At 70.0% G+C, this 13,333-nt stretch carries 11 protein-coding genes and 1 tRNA gene; 8 read left to right on the plus strand and 4 right to left on the minus strand.

The annotated features are described in order from the left end of the window. Position 1 precedes the first annotated feature (1 nt). Positions 2–1,183 (plus strand): 2-C-methyl-D-erythritol 4-phosphate cytidylyltransferase, encoded by a 1,182-nt coding sequence (gene ispD / locus BLT21_RS13930; RefSeq protein ID WP_091503141.1) that lies wholly within the window; start codon positions 2–4, stop codon positions 1,181–1,183. Here ispD and BLT21_RS13935 read toward each other — a convergent pair. Both BLT21_RS13935 and BLT21_RS13940 read right to left on the minus strand, forming a co-directional pair. Continuing rightward, positions 1,168–1,665, minus strand: a complete 498-nt coding sequence (locus BLT21_RS13935) for a GNAT family N-acetyltransferase (RefSeq protein WP_091503143.1) — start codon at positions 1,663–1,665, stop codon at positions 1,168–1,170. The genes ispD and BLT21_RS13935 overlap by 16 nt on opposite strands. A gap of 1 nt (position 1,666) precedes the next feature. Continuing rightward, positions 1,667–2,587, minus strand: a complete 921-nt coding sequence (locus tag BLT21_RS13940) for a DMT family transporter (protein ID WP_256336082.1) — start codon at positions 2,585–2,587, stop codon at positions 1,667–1,669. An 81-nt stretch (positions 2,588–2,668) separates the two neighbouring features. On the opposite strand from BLT21_RS13940, the gene cysS reads away from it, so the two are divergent. From cysS to BLT21_RS13960, 4 genes are all read left to right on the plus strand, one after another. Next, positions 2,669–4,072 (plus strand): cysteine--tRNA ligase, encoded by a 1,404-nt coding sequence (gene cysS / locus BLT21_RS13945; protein WP_091503147.1) that lies wholly within the window; start codon positions 2,669–2,671, stop codon positions 4,070–4,072. Beyond that, on the plus strand, positions 4,065–5,051 hold the full coding sequence (rlmB, locus tag BLT21_RS13950) for a 23S rRNA (guanosine(2251)-2'-O)-methyltransferase RlmB (RefSeq protein WP_091503149.1): 987 nt from the start codon (positions 4,065–4,067) through the stop codon (positions 5,049–5,051). The genes cysS and rlmB overlap by 8 nt, the downstream gene beginning before the upstream one ends. A 209-nt stretch (positions 5,052–5,260) precedes the next feature. Continuing rightward, positions 5,261–7,711 (plus strand): glycogen/starch/alpha-glucan phosphorylase, encoded by a 2,451-nt coding sequence (locus BLT21_RS13955; protein WP_371113455.1) that lies wholly within the window; start codon positions 5,261–5,263, stop codon positions 7,709–7,711. 55 nt (positions 7,712–7,766) lie between these two features. After that, positions 7,767–8,405 carry an NAD(P)-dependent oxidoreductase gene (locus tag BLT21_RS13960; protein ID WP_091503154.1) on the plus strand — a complete coding sequence of 213 codons (639 nt, stop codon included), beginning with the start codon at positions 7,767–7,769 and terminating at the stop codon, positions 8,403–8,405. Between the two features lie 38 nt (positions 8,406–8,443). Here BLT21_RS13960 and BLT21_RS13965 read toward each other — a convergent pair whose 3' ends face one another. Together BLT21_RS13965 and BLT21_RS13970 are read right to left on the minus strand one after the other, a co-directional pair. After that, the gene (locus BLT21_RS13965; RefSeq protein WP_091503156.1) at positions 8,444–9,748 is read right to left on the minus strand and encodes a DUF4032 domain-containing protein; all 1,305 of its coding nucleotides are present in this window, start codon (positions 9,746–9,748) and stop codon (positions 8,444–8,446) included. A gap of 86 nt (positions 9,749–9,834) precedes the next feature. Further along, positions 9,835–10,938 carry an ABC transporter ATP-binding protein gene (locus BLT21_RS13970; protein ID WP_091503158.1) on the minus strand — a complete coding sequence of 368 codons (1,104 nt, stop codon included), beginning with the start codon at positions 10,936–10,938 and terminating at the stop codon, positions 9,835–9,837. A 243-nt stretch (positions 10,939–11,181) separates the two neighbouring features. Between BLT21_RS13970 and BLT21_RS13975 the strand changes: the two genes are divergently transcribed. The 3 genes from BLT21_RS13975 to BLT21_RS13985 all read left to right on the plus strand — a co-directional run bounded on the left by BLT21_RS13975 (position 11,182) and on the right by BLT21_RS13985 (position 13,206). Continuing rightward, on the plus strand, positions 11,182–12,174 hold the full coding sequence (locus BLT21_RS13975) for a DsbA family protein (protein WP_091503159.1): 993 nt from the start codon (positions 11,182–11,184) through the stop codon (positions 12,172–12,174). Positions 12,175–12,204: 30 nt separating this feature from the next. Then, positions 12,205–12,792 (plus strand): DUF7010 family protein, encoded by a 588-nt coding sequence (locus BLT21_RS13980; RefSeq protein ID WP_091503161.1) that lies wholly within the window; start codon positions 12,205–12,207, stop codon positions 12,790–12,792. 338 nt (positions 12,793–13,130) lie between these two features. Further along, a tRNA-Thr gene (locus tag BLT21_RS13985) sits at positions 13,131–13,206 on the plus strand. Positions 13,207–13,333 lie beyond the last annotated feature (127 nt).

The following is a 13,333-nucleotide window of genomic DNA, read 5'->3' on the forward strand; positions in this document are numbered from 1 at the left end:
CGTGGGCATCATCCCGGTACCGCGTGTCGCGGTCGTCGTCGTCGCGGCGGGCTCGGGCACCCGGCTGTCCGCCGGAGCACCCAAGGCGTTCGTCGGCATCGATGACCGATCGGTGCTGCGTCATGCCCTCGACGGCGTGGCGCGGGCGCCGCTCGCTCAGGTCGTCGTCGTCGTGCCCGCGGGCCGCGAGGGCGACGCGCGCACCGAGGCCGACGCGGCGTTCGGCGACCGCTCCGAGCTCGTCACGGTGGTCGTCGGCGGAGACACGCGTCAGCGGTCCGTCGCCGCGGGCCTGCGCGCGCTCTGGGCCGACGTCGAGACGGTGCTCATCCATGACGCGGCGCGCGCGCTCACCCCACCGGCGGTCTTCGAACGCGTGATCGCCGAGGTCGAGCGCACGGGTGCCGGCGTCGTGCCGGCCCGCCCGGTCGTCGACACCCTGAAGCGTGTCGCGGGCGCCGACGTCGAGGCGGCCGTCGATCGGGCGCCGCTCGTCGCCGCGCAGACGCCCCAGGGGTTCCCGCGCGCGCTCCTCGACCGGGCGTACGCCGATGCGACCGCGGACTACACCGACGACACCGCGCTCGTGGCAGCGAGCGGTCATCCGATCCGGACGGTCGACGGCGACGATCTCTCGTTCAAGATCACCACGCCCGCCGACCTCGAACGCGCCCGGCATCTGCTGCGACCGATCGCGCCGGCGGCATCCGCCCTGCCGCTCGTCGGCATCGGAACCGACGTCCACGCGTTCGGCGGCGACGGCCCACTGCGGCTGGCCGGTCTCGAATGGCCCAGGGAGACGGGGTTGCGCGGGCACTCCGACGGCGACGCGGTCGCGCATGCGATCGTCGACGCCGTTCTGGCCGCCGCGGGCCTCGGAGACATCGGCACGCACTTCGGCGTCGACCGACCCGAGTACGCCGGTGCCGCGGGGATCGTCTTCCTGCAGCGCGTGCGGCAGCTCGTGGCCGAAGCGGGTCTCGCGATCGGCAACGTCTCGGTTCAGGTGCAGGCCAACCGGCCGCGATTCGCGCCGCGCCGGGCCGAGGCCGAGGGCGTCCTGACTGCGGCGCTCGGCGCGCCGGTGTCGGTCGCCGCGACGACGACCGATGGGCTCGGGTTCACGGGCGCCGGCGAGGGCGTCTCGGCTACCGCGGTCGCCCTCGTCTACCGCATCCGCTGACCGGCGGTCTCTCCTGCGAGCTCGCGCGTCATGAAGACCGACAGCGGGTCGGGGGAGTAGTCGCCGAACGGCGGGCAGTACGAGAAGCCCGCGCGCTCGTACAGACTGCGGGCCGCGACGAAGTCGGGCCCGGCGCCGGTCTCGAGCCAGAGCGAACGGATGCCGACACCCCGGGCCTCGCGCTCAAGGTGTTCGAGCATCGCCCGCCCGATCCCTTGACCCAGGTACGCCTCGGCGACCCGCATCGACTTGATCTCGGCCCGGTCGGAGTCGAAGGTGGTGAACGCTCCGACGGCCGCGATCTCATCGCCGACCCAGGCGGAGTACACGCGCACGGCGGGATGCTGCAGTGCGGTCAGATCGAGGGCGTGGACGCTCTCCACCGGGGTGTTGGCGAGCATGCCGGCGAGGTGCGCGGCGATGAGGTCGCGGGTCGCGGTACCGGTCAGGTCGTCGAGCACGATCGAGAGGGACGCGGGCATGTCAGGCCTCCAGGGGGGTCGGAGCCGGGTTCCGGCGTGAGCGCGAAGTGAGCGCGAGCAGCACGAGTCCCGCGGCGAGCACGGCGAGCCCGACGAGTGCGAGCGGGGCGAGGTGCTCGCCGAGCAGCAGCACGCCGAGCAGGCTCGCCGTGAGGGGCTCGGCCAGCGTGAGGGTGGCCGCGGTGGCGGCGGTGAGGCCGCTCAGGCCCCAGGTGAACAGGGCGTAGGCGAGCGCGACCGTGGCGATGCCGAGCCACAGCGCCATGGGCCAGCCTCGGGGATCCGCGAGCCAGGTCATGTCGGTGACGGGGATCATCGCGAGGCCGCAGACGGCGGCGCCGGCCCCCATGGCACCCGAGACGGTGAAGGCGTCCCAGCCACCGGAGATGAGACGACGCTGCGCGTTCGCGATCACGGCGAACGACGCTCCTGCTCCGAGCGAGCCGAGCACGCCGAGCCCGTCGGCCCCCGCCGAGCCGCCACCGGTGACGGCCAGCAGCGCGACGCCGATCGTCGCGAGCGCCGTCGCCGTCATCCACGACGGCGTCGGGCGTCGACGGGTCAGGGCCCATTCGAGCAGGCCGGCGAGCACGGGCGCCGACCCGAGCGCGATGACGGTGCCCACCGCGACACCGTTGCGCGCGGTTCCGAGGAAGAAGAGCGGCTGGTAGAGAGCGAGGCACAGACCGGTCAGCGCCATCAGGGCGAACGCCCTCGCCCCGCCCTGGGGTGCTGAGTCGCCGCGGGTGAGCGCGCGGCGGCGGCGTCGAGAACCGATCGACAGCCCGACGGCGGCGAGAGCAGCGCCCCCGATGACGAGGCGGGCGGCGCCGACGCCGAACGGGGTCGTGCTCTCGGGGCCGAGCGCCTGCGCCGTGCCGGTCGTGCCGAACAGCACCGCCGCGACGAGGACGGCGATCACGGGCAGCACCCTCCAGTTCTACCGCGTCTCGGACCACGCGTATGCCACGGCGGCGCGACGCCCCGCCGGTAGGCTTATGCGGTGACCGTTCGCCTCTACGACACCCGCGCGCAGGCGCTGCGTGATTTCGCGCCCCGCGACCCGTCGAACGTCACCGTCTACGTCTGTGGGCCGACCGTGCAGTCGGGCCCCCACATCGGGCATGTCCGCGCCGCGGTGGGCTTCGACATCCTGCGCCGCTGGCTCGAGCACCGGCACGGTCGCGTCACGTTCGTGCGCAACGTCACTGACATTGATGACAAGATCCTCGCGAACGCGACGGATGCGGAGCCGTGGTGGGCACTGGCGTATCGCATCGAGCTCGAGTTCACCCGTGCTTACGCAGCCGTCGGCGTGCTCCCGCCCACCTACGAGCCGCGCGCGACGGCGTCCGTGCCGCAGATGATCGAGATCATCGAGACACTGATCGAACGCGGCCACGCCTACCCTGCTCCCGACGCCTCCGGCGACGTGTACTTCGACGTGCGGTCGTGGCCGGCCTACGGCTCGCTCACCCGGCAGTCGCTCGACGCGATGGAGGCGGCGGCCGACGCCGATCCGCGGGGCAAGCGCGACCCGCGCGATTTCGCCCTGTGGAAGGGCGCGAAACCGGCGGAGCCGACGGATGCCGCCTGGGCTTCACCCTGGGGGCCGGGTCGCCCCGGATGGCACATCGAGTGCTCCGCGATGAGCCGGCGTTATCTCGGCGGCGAGTTCGACATCCACGGCGGCGGCCTCGACCTGCGCTTCCCGCATCACGAGAACGAGCTCGCGCAGTCGACGGCCGCGGGCGACGGCTTCGCGCAGTACTGGGTGCACAACGGCCTCGTGACCGTGGGCGACCAGAAGATGTCGAAGTCTCTCGGCAACTTCCTGCTCGCCGACGACGTGCTCGCCGAGCGCGACCCGGCCGTCGTGCGTTACGCGCTGGGCGCCGCGCACTATCGCTCGAGCCTCGACCTGACGCCGGCGAGCTTCGACGAGGCCGAGGCGGCACTCGACCGCATCCGCTCGTTCCAGCAGCGCGCCGCACGTGCGCTGTCGACCGGAGCACCCGCCGCCACCGCCGATCTTCCCGCGGCGTTCGCGGCCGCGATGGACGACGACCTGGCCGTGCCGCAGGCCCTCGCCGTGCTGCACGAGACGGTCCGTTCGGGCAACACCGCCCTCGACGACGGCGACCACCCCGCAGCCGCCGCAGCGGCCGCCGCGGTGACGGGGATGCTGTCGGTGCTCGGGCTGCTCCGCGACGACGAGTCGCGCGGCGACGGCGCCGCGACAGGCGCGCTCGACGCGCTCGTGCGCACCATGATCGACCAGCGCGCCGATGCGCGCGCCACCAAGGACTGGGCGACGGCCGACCGCATCCGCGACGCGATCGCGGCGGCCGGCATCGTCCTCGAAGACGGTCCCGAGGGGACCCATTGGAGTGTGAACCGTGGCTAAGCCAGGAAACCCGTCCGCCGGACGCGGCAAGAAGAAGGGCCCCACCAAGGGCACCGGCGGCAAGAACCGTCGCTCGCTCGAGGGTCGGGGCCCGACCCCGAAGGCCGAGGACCGCGCCTGGCACCCCGCCGGCAAGCGCAAGGCCGCCCAGGAGCGGTACGTCGCCGCCGGCGGCAAGCCGCAACAGCGCCAGGGCGGCAACCGTGCGCCGAAGGCGAAGTCGGGTGACGACACCGAGACGGTCACGGGCCGCAACAGTGTGCTCGAGGCGTTGCGCGCGAAGATCCCCGCCACGGCGTTCTACATCGCCCAGCGCGTCGAGATGGACGACCGCGTCAAGGAGATGCTGTCTATCGCGACGAACCGCGGCATCCCGGTCCTCGAGGTCACCCGGCAGGAGCTCGACCGCATGGCCGGCTTCGACGGCGTGCACCAGGGCGTCGCGATCAAGGTGCCGCCCTACGAGTACGGCCACCCGCAGGACCTCCTCGAGGAGGTCATCGATGCCGGCGAGACCCCGCTCCTCGTCGCGCTCGACGGTGTCACCGACCCGCGCAACCTCGGTGCGATCATGCGCTCAGCGGCCGCATTCGGAAGCCAGGGCGTCATCGTGCCGCAGCGTCGCTCGGCGGGCGTGAACTCGGCGGCGTGGAAGACCAGCGCCGGCGCCGCCGCGCGCATCCCGGTCGTCATCGCGCCGAACCTCACGACCACGTTGAAGGAGTTCAAGAAGCAGGGCGTCTTCGTGCTCGGCCTCGACGGCGGCGGCGACGTCGAACTGCCCTCTCTGCAGCTCGCCGATCGTCCGGTCGTGATCGTCGTCGGGTCGGAGGGCAAGGGCCTCTCGCGCCTCGTGACGGAGACCTGCGACCAGGTCGTGTCGATCCCGATCTCGTCGGCGACCGAGTCGCTGAACGCGGGCATCGCCGCATCCGTCGCGCTGTACCAGGTCGCGACGATCCGCGCCGCGCAGGAGTGACACCGGGGTCGCAATGCCCGCGGCGCGGCGACCTCGCGCGGGTGACGTCGCGCCGTGACGTCGCGCTGTGACCGAGCGATGACCTTCCTGTAAATTCCGTGACGCCGATCCCGGACCGCCCCGCGCGATCCGGATCGACCCGGTAGTTTCGAACCGTGAGCGAGAACGACAAGACTCCCGATTCCCGCACGTTCAATGCGACGCACCCGCTGGCGCTTGCGCCGGTGGCGACGCCGCCGGTGACCGTCGACGGGTTCGTCCGCGAGTTCCTGCTGAACCTGAACATGGACCGGGGCGTCGCCCTGTCGTCCGCGACCGAGACCGACAAGTACATGGCCCTCGCCGCGACCGTGCGCGATTACCTCGTTGCGCGGTGGCTCGAGGATCAGCGGCGGCAGCGCTCCGACCAGAGCAAGGCGGTCTGCTACCTCTCCGCGGAGTACCTGCTCGGCCGGCAGCTCGACAACAACCTGCTCGCGGCGGGTCTCACCGACATCGCCAGCGAGGCCCTCGCCGCGTGCGGCATCGACATCGACACGATGCGGGCCCACGAGGTCGAGCCCGGCCTCGGCAACGGCGGTCTCGGCCGTCTCGCCGCCTGCTTCATCGACTCGCTGGCCACCCTCAGCGTGCCGAGCATCGGCTACGGCATCCGCTACGAGTACGGCATCTTCCGCCAGGTGTTCCGCGATGGCGAGCAGGTCGAGAAGCCGGACGCCTGGCTGGCGCTCGGCTCGCCCTGGGAGTTCCGGCACCCCGAGTCGGCACAGACGGTGTCGTTCGCCGGGCACACCGAGACCTACGACGACGAGGGCGTCATCCGCAGCCGCTGGGTGCCCGCGTGGAGCGTTCGCGCCGTGCCCTACAACTACATGGTGCCGGGCTACCAGAACGGTCGGGTGAACACTCTGCGGCTGTGGAGCGCCGAGGCCACGAAGGCGTTCGATCTGCGCACCTTCAACAGCGGCGACTACGTCGAGGCGGTGCGCGCGCAGACCTTCGCCGAGAACATCTCGAAGGTGCTGTACCCCGAGGACTCGACCCCGCAGGGCAAGGAGCTGCGCCTGCAGCAGCAGTATTTCTTCGTCGCGGCGTCGATCGCGGACTATCTGACGAAGGTGCTACCCGAGGACTTCGTCATCGAGGACCTGCCCGAGCGCGTCATCTTCCAGCTCAACGACACCCACCCCGTCATCGCGGTGCCCGAGATGATGCGCGTGCTGGTCGACGAGCGCAAGCTCGAGTGGGACGTCGCCTGGGCCATCACCCAGAAGTGCTTCGCCTACACGTGCCACACGCTGCTGCCCGAGGCGCTCGAGGTCTGGTCGGTCGACCTGCTCGGCCGGCTGCTGCCTCGTCACCTCGAGATCATCTACCGCATCAACGACGAGTTCCTCGTGCGCGTCCGTGAGCGCTTCGGCGACGACGAGCAGCGCCTGAACGAGATGTCGATCGTGTCGGAGCACCGCGCCGTGCGCATGGCCTACCTCGCCACCGTCGCCGGCGCCAAGGTCAACGGCGTCGCCGAACTGCACTCGCAGCTGCTTCGCGAGAAGGTGCTGCACCAGTTCGACGAGATGATGCCCGAGAAGTTCACCAACGTCACGAACGGCGTCACGCCCCGCCGGTTCATGCGGCTCGCCAACCCGGAGCTGTCCGAGCTCATCACCGCTGCGCTCGGCACCGGGTGGCTGACCGATCTCGAGCGCCTGCGCGAGCTCGAGTCGTACGCCGAGGATGCCGACTTCCGCGCGGCGTTCGCCGAGGTCAAGTCCGCCAACAAGCGCCGACTGAACGACGTGCTGCTCGCGCGCGACGGGTTCGAGATCGCCGACGACCACCTTCTCGACGTCATGGTCAAGCGGCTGCACGAGTACAAGCGGCAGATGCTCAAGGTGCTGCACATCGTCACCCTGTACGAGCGCGTGGTGTCGGGACGCGTCGCGGCATCCGACCTGCAGCCGCGCACCTTCATCTTCGGAGCCAAGGCGGCCCCGGGGTACGCGATGGCCAAGCGCGTCATCCATCTCATCAACGCCGTGGGCTCGGTCGTCAACAACGACCCACGGCTCGAGGGACGGCTCAAGGTCGTCTTCCCGCCGAACTACAACGTCACGCTCGCCGAACGAGTGATCCCCGCCGCGGATCTCTCGGAGCAGATCTCGCTCGCCGGCAAAGAGGCGTCGGGTACCGGCAACATGAAGTTCGCCCTCAACGGAGCGCTGACCATCGGCACCGACGACGGCGCGAACGTCGAGATCCGCGAGCTCGTCGGCGACGACAACTTCTTCCTCTTCGGGATGAGCGAGCCCGAGGTCGAGGAGCTCTGGGCCGCGGGATACCGTCCGGGCGAGTTCGCCCAGGGCGACGACGAACTCCGACGTGCTCTCGATCTCATCGGTTCGGGCGCGTTCTCCGGCGGTGACCGGGCGACGTTCGAGCCCATCGTCTCGAACCTGCTCTACGACGACCGCTTCATGGTGCTCGCCGACTACACGTCGTACATCGCCGCCCAGGAGAAGGTGGATGCCGCGTATGCCGACCGCGATGCGTGGACGCGGTCGGCCATCCTCAACGTCGCCCGTACCGGCTTCTTCTCGTCCGACCGGTCGATCCGCGACTACATCGACCGCATCTGGCACACCCAGCCCGCGCGCTGACACCCCGGGGCCCAGACCCCGACCTGACCACGACCAACCAACGGAGGGAACAGTCATGGCACGTATCGCCGTCATCGGAGGAACCGGTTACGCCGGCAGTCACATCGTCGAGGAGGCGGTCTCGCGTGGTCACACCGTGGTCTCCGTCGCCCGCAAGGTGCCGGCTGAGCGCGTCGAGGGTGCGACCTACCTCGAGGGCACCCTGCTCGACGTCCCCGCCCTCGTCACCCAGCTCGAGGGGGTCGACGTCGTCGTGTCGGCGGTGGCTCCCCGCGGCGACATGCAGGGACAGGTGCGTCCGAACACCGCACTGCTCGTCCAGACGCTGCCCGAGAACGTGCGCGTCGGCGTGGTCGGTGGTGCCGGCGGCAGTCTCGTCGCGCCCGGTGGACCGCGTCTGATCGACAGCGGCTTCCCCGAGGAGTTCAAGGCCGAGGCCCTCGAGGCGATCGGCGTGCTCGAGGACCTCCAGGCCGATGACACCGGCCGCGACTGGTTCTTCATCCACCCCGCGGGTGGCTTCGGGTCGTTCAACCCGGGGGAGCGCACCGGAACCTATCGCGACGGGGGAGACGTGCTCGTCACCGACGACAACGGCGACTCGTTCATCTCCGGTGCGGACTTCGCCATCGCCGTGGTCGACGAGATCGAGAACCCGAAGCACGTCCGCGGCCGTTTCACCGTCGGATACTGACCCCGCCCGCCGAGTTCCTCGCTCTCGGCACGTCGGACTCAGACGAGGTCGCGCCAGTCGACCGCGGCCTCGTCGTCGTCGACCGTGACGGAGTCGGTGATGACCGGAACCGACATCGTCTCGGTCTGCGGACCCATGACGGTGGCCTCGTCGCGCCGGTGGCGCAGCACGTTCTCGACGTAGGACGACAGGACCTCGGCCAACGGGATGGACCGGCCCTCGCTCTGCGACAGGTACCAGCGGTGCTCGAGCACCTGGTGGAACAACTCGGCCGGCTCGAGCTTGGCGCGCAGGTCCCACGGCACCGAGAGGACGACCGGCTCAAACACGCGGGTCAGCCACTCGTGAGCGACCATCTCCTCATTCGAGCCGAGTCGTGACACACGGGCGCTGAACTCGTCGAGGTCGTTCAGCAGGCGGCGGGCCTGATTCTCCTCGACATCCAGCCCGGTCAGCCGGATGAGGCGCCGCTGATGGTGTCCGGCGTCGACGACTTTGGGTTGGATCGATACGCGCGTGCCGTCGGCGGCGGCGTCGATCGACATCTCGCCGATGTCGAAGCCGAGCGAGTTGAGCTTCTGCACGCGCTCGGTGATGCGCCACGACTCGTTCGCCGAGAACGTCTCCTGGTCGGTGAGGGCCGCCCACAGCGAGTGATACGACGACATGATCCCGTCGGCGATGGCGATGGCGTCGACACCGCCCTCGAGCCGCCCGCCGGCTTCGAGGTCCATGATCTCGCCGGCGATGTTGGTGCGCGCGATGTCGAGGTCGTGCAGACGCTGGCCACGGGTGAGGCCCCGCTCGTGCAGCTCTCCCGTCTCGGCGTCGACGAGGTAGGCGGCGAACGCGCCGGCATCACGGCGGAAGAGCGTGTTCGACAGCGAGACGTCGCCCCAGAAGAAACCGACGTTGTGAAGGCGGACGAGCAGCAGCGCCAGGGCGTCGACGAGACGGGTCGCGGTATCGGGGCGCAGCACCTGCGTGAACAGGGCGCGGTAGGGCAGGGAGAACTTCAGATGCGCGGTGACGAGGGCTGCCGGCAGCTCGTCGCCGCCGGCATCCCGGCGACCGTCGATGACCGCGACGCGCTCGACGCACGGCACGTCGAGACGCTGCAGCGACCCGAGCATCTCGTACTCGCGCCGGGCCATCGCCGCCGTCGTCTCCTTGATCGCCACGACACGACCCGAGAGGTTGGCGAAGCGCACGAGGTGCCGTGAGATGCCCTTGGGCAGGTAGACGATGTCAGGCGTCGACCAGTCGGCGAGGGTCGTCGACCACGGCAGGGCGAGCAGGCCCGGGTCGACACTGCTCGCGGTGATCGAGAGCGAGGAGCGCACGTGTTCTCCGATCGGGTGGGGGCGCAAAGACTGCGGCGCGGGCGACCACAGTGGCCACCCGCGCCGCAGCGTACGAAGATACCGGATCAGGCCGAGGCGATGGCCTTGTCGGTGAGACGCTCGCCGCTCTCGCTGTCGAACACGTGGATGTGTCCGGTGACGGGAGCGAGCACGACCTTGTCGCCAGCGTTCGGGTGACGGCGGCCGTCGACGCGCGCGACGATGTCGGTGCGCTTGCCGTTGATCTCGGTGTGACCGTAGAGGTAGCCGTCCGCGCCGAGCTCCTCGACCAGGTCGACGTCGACGGTCAGACCCTGGCCGTCCTCCGGGTTGACGATGATGTCCTCGGGGCGGACGCCGATGGTGACCGTCGAGCCCTGAGCTTTGCCCAGCGTGTCGGCCTCGACGCCGGCGACCTTCGTGCCGAACTGGACGCCGCCTTCGACGAGCGACGCGGAGAACAGGTTCATCGCCGGCGAGCCGATGAAGCCTGCGACGAAGATGTTGTTCGGCTTCTCGTACAGGTCGCGCGGGGTGCCGACCTGCTGCAGCAGACCGTCCTTGAGCACCGCGATGCGGTCACCCATGGTCAGCGCCTCGGTCTGGTCGTGCGTGACGTAGACCGTGGTGACGCCGAGGCTGCGCTGCAGCGACGCGATCTGGGTGCGGGTCTGGACGCGGAGCTTGGCGTCGAGGTTCGACAGCGGCTCGTCCATGAGGAACACCTGGGGCTTGCGGACGATGGCACGGCCCATCGCGACACGCTGACGCTGACCACCCGAGAGGGCCTTCGGCTTGCGGGTCAGGTACTCCTCGAGGTCGAGCAGCTTGGCGGCCTCGAGCACGCGCTGAGCGCGCTCTTCCTTGCCGACGCCGGCGATCTTGAGCGCGAAGCCCATGTTCTCGGCGACGGTCATGTGCGGGTAGAGCGCGTAGTTCTGGAACACCATCGCGATGTCGCGGTCCTTCGGCGGCACGTCGGTGACGTCGCGCTCACCGATGCGGATGCTGCCCGAGTTCACCTCTTCGAGGCCGGCGAGCATGCGCAGCGAGGTGGACTTTCCGCAGCCCGAGGGGCCGACCAGGACGAGGAACTCGCCGTCGCCCACTTCGAGGTTGAGCTTGTCGACCGCGGGGCGCGTGCCTCCGGGGTACAGGCGGGTAGCGTTGTCGAAAGTGACGGTCGCCATCGTTTCTTCTCCTTCACCGGCAGGTACGTGCCGGACGATCCGTTGTGAATGGAACGGGGTCGCCCCCGTACGCCCCCCATCGGGCGCGATCTCAGTATGGCACGCGCGCAGGCGTGTGCGGGACGTCGGATCGCGCTCGTGCTCTGGGCTTTCCCAGGCTGGCTGATTACCATCGGATGACTCGTGAAGCCCGTCGCGAGTCCCATCGCTCGGCCCTCATTTTCTTCCTGTCCCCGAGGTTCCATGTCTTCTGACGACACTCCTGACGCTCCTGAATCGCCGGCAGTCGCCGACCGCCGCGAGGCGGTGCGCGAGAAGGCGCTCCAGGTCCACACCCGGCAGTCGCGCGCGCGGATCGCCCGCCGCTCGGGTCTCGGGGTGCTCGCCGTGGGTGTCGTCGCGGCCGCGGCCATCGCGGTGACCTGGACCGTCTCGAGCGCCGGCAGCAGCCCGCAGCTCCAGCCCACCACCGCGTCGGGCGACGGGTTCGTCGTCGCCGACGTCGTCACCGGATCGGTGACTGCGGACATCTCCGCCGAGGCCGGCGCCGCCGAGGAAGCAGCCGCGGACGCGCCGGAGGATGCCGCGCAGGCGACGCCCGCGGAGGGACTGCCCGCTCCGTCGACGACCGCCGCCCCGCCCGTCGAGATCCGCGTGTACGTCGACTACCTCTCCGCCGGAGCACGTGAGTGGCAGGTCGCCAACGCGCAGCAGCTCACGTCGTGGGTCGACGACGGTGCCGTGACGCTCAGCTACTACCCGGTCGCGATGCTGACCGCGAAGTCGAACGGCACGAAGTACTCGCTCCGCGCCGCGAGCGCTGCGGCCTGTGTGGCCACGCATTCGCCCGACGCGTTCTTCGCCTTCAACAGCGAGCTGCTCACGCGTCAGCCCGAGGTCGACTCCGACGGGTACTCCGATACCGAGCTCGCGAACATGGCGCAGGCGTCGGGCGTCGACTCGACCCGTGTCGTCCGCGACTGCATCGAATCGGGTTCCTACGCCGCTTGGGCGAAGTCGGCCACCGAGCGTGCCGTCGCCGGCATTCCCGACACCGACGGCCTGTCGCTCACCGGCACCCCGATGGTGCTCGTCAACGGCAAGCAGTACATCGGTGACCTGACCGACCCGGCGGAGTTCTCGCAGTTCGTGCTCACCACCGCGAGCGATGCGTACTACAAGTCCGCGCCGACACCGACACCGACGCCCACGCCGACTGCGACGCCGGCATCCTGACCGCCTAGGCGGTTGCGGGCGAAACGACTGATGGACGTAAACGGTGCGCAGCACGACGTCCGCCGCGTCTACCGCGGAGGGTTCGCAGGTCCGCTCGTCTCGGCAGTCGTCTGGGCGGCAGCGGCCGCGGCCTACCAGTGGGGCTCCGTCTCGGCGTCGATGGCGGTGCTGTTCTTCGGGGGAATCCTCATCTTCCCCCTGTCTTCGCTCGTCTTGAAGGCGATGGGAGGCCCGGCCTTCCTGCCGAAGGGGCACCCCTCCGCGGCGCTGGCCACTCAGAGCGCGCTCACCGTGCCGCTCGGCCTGCTCGTCGCGATCGCTCTCGGCACGGTCGCGCCGTCGCTGTTCCTGCCGGCCGCGCTGATCATCGTGGGCGCGCACTACCTGACGTTCATCTCGCTCTACGGCATGCCGCTGTACGGCGTCCTCGCCGGAGTCCTCGCCGCGGTCGGCGCCGGCGCGATCTTCGCGATTCCTGCATTGCGAGCGGCCAGCGGATGGCTGGGGGCCGCGCTGTTGCTCGCCTTCGCCATCCCGCTGTTCCTAAGCCACCGCGCGGAGACGCGGCGTGATGCTTCCTCGCCCGTGGCGGACGTGTCCGCGCCGGTGGTCCGGTAGCCGACGCGGGAGGCCGCGAGCGATCGGATCGCGCTGATCTCGGACGTGAGAGGTGTCTCATATAGCGGGCGATGGCTCACGGGTCGCCATAGTCTTGCGGAGGCGCTGCTCGCTCTTGGGGCCGGTTTCACACCGCCGCGTCGGACCAGGAAGTTTGGGGCTTCCCCGACGAGAGACGCGCGCTGCTACCGCAGCACCGTTCGGCAGACAGAGCCCCGTTCTGTCTGCCGAACGGTCAGGTGATTCCGCCCGAGAGCCTCATCGATCGGCGCCCTCCAGGCGTCCTCGCCGCAAGCGGTTCTCGGCCGGTGCGGGTCGGTCGATAGACTGTGGTCATTGCCGACTTGGCGCAATTGGTAGCGCACCGTACTTGTAATACGGGGGTTACGGGTTCAAGTCCCGTAGTCGGCTCCAGAAAGGCCGGGTCAGGCCGACAAGCGCTAACGCATGGTTTTCAGGTGAACAGCATCGGCGTAGTGCGCCTCCGTCGTCTTCTTGCCCCTCGCGGCCGAGTTGGTCCTTCGCCGCCTCGATCCCGAGC

This window comes from Microbacterium sp. cf332 (assembly GCF_900102175.1).
GTDB lineage: Bacteria > Actinomycetota > Actinomycetes > Actinomycetales > Microbacteriaceae > Microbacterium.